Source organism: Streptomyces sp. SID14436, assembly GCF_010548465.1.
In the GTDB taxonomy this organism is placed as follows: domain Bacteria; phylum Actinomycetota; class Actinomycetes; order Streptomycetales; family Streptomycetaceae; genus Streptomyces.
The window spans coordinates 1-660 of sequence record NZ_JAAGMD010000413.1 but is presented as its reverse complement, the minus strand read 5'-3'; the positions used below and the strand labels follow the sequence as shown (position 1 = coordinate 660).

The 660-nt window shown below is 78.6% G+C and carries 1 protein-coding gene; it reads right to left on the bottom strand.

All coding sequences use genetic code 11. The features are described 5' to 3' along the window. Window positions 1-132: 132 nt before the first annotated feature. A partial coding sequence (gene rfaE2 / locus G3I53_RS14280) for a D-glycero-beta-D-manno-heptose 1-phosphate adenylyltransferase (RefSeq protein WP_164438416.1) occupies window positions 133-660 on the bottom strand: 528 nt, incomplete at its 5' end.

The following is a 660-nucleotide window of genomic DNA, read 5'->3' as shown; positions in this document are numbered from 1 at the left end:
ACGGGGGTGCGGTGCACGCCGGTTCGCCCTCCAGGCCGGCAGCCACGCGCGGCGCCAGAGGCGCCCCGGACGTCCTCCCGGGCAGCGCCGCCGGCCGCACCGTGCACGCCGGTTCGGCGTCCCGGTGCGCGGTCACCGGCCGCGCTCCGTGGCGCGTTCCAGGATGCCGGTGGAGGAGCGGCCCGCGAGGTAGGGCAGGAGGACCGCCTGGCCGCCCCAGGCGTCGAGGAGGGTCGCCTCCGGGAGGTCGGCGGCCGCGTAGTCGCCGCCCTTGACCCAGACGTCGGGGCGCAGGTCGGCCAGGAGGCGTTCCGGGGTGTCCTCGTCGAAGACGGCGACGGCGTCGACGCAGGCCAGGGCGCGCAGGACCCGCACCCGGTCGTCGAGGGTGTTGACCGGGCGGCCCGCCCCCTTGCGGCGCCGTACCGAGGCGTCGGAGTTGACGCAGACGACGAGGCAGTCGCCGAGTTCCCGGGCGGCCTGGAGGAGGCCGACGTGGCCGGCGTGCAGCAGGTCGAAGCAGCCGCCCGCGGCGACGACGGTGCCGTGGGCGGCGCGGACGCCGTCGGCGAGGGCGAACGGGTCGTCGCCGTCGGGCAGGTGGGTGTGCGCCGCGTCGGCGCGGGGCAGTGCTCCGGCGCCGCCCGCGCCGACGAAGCC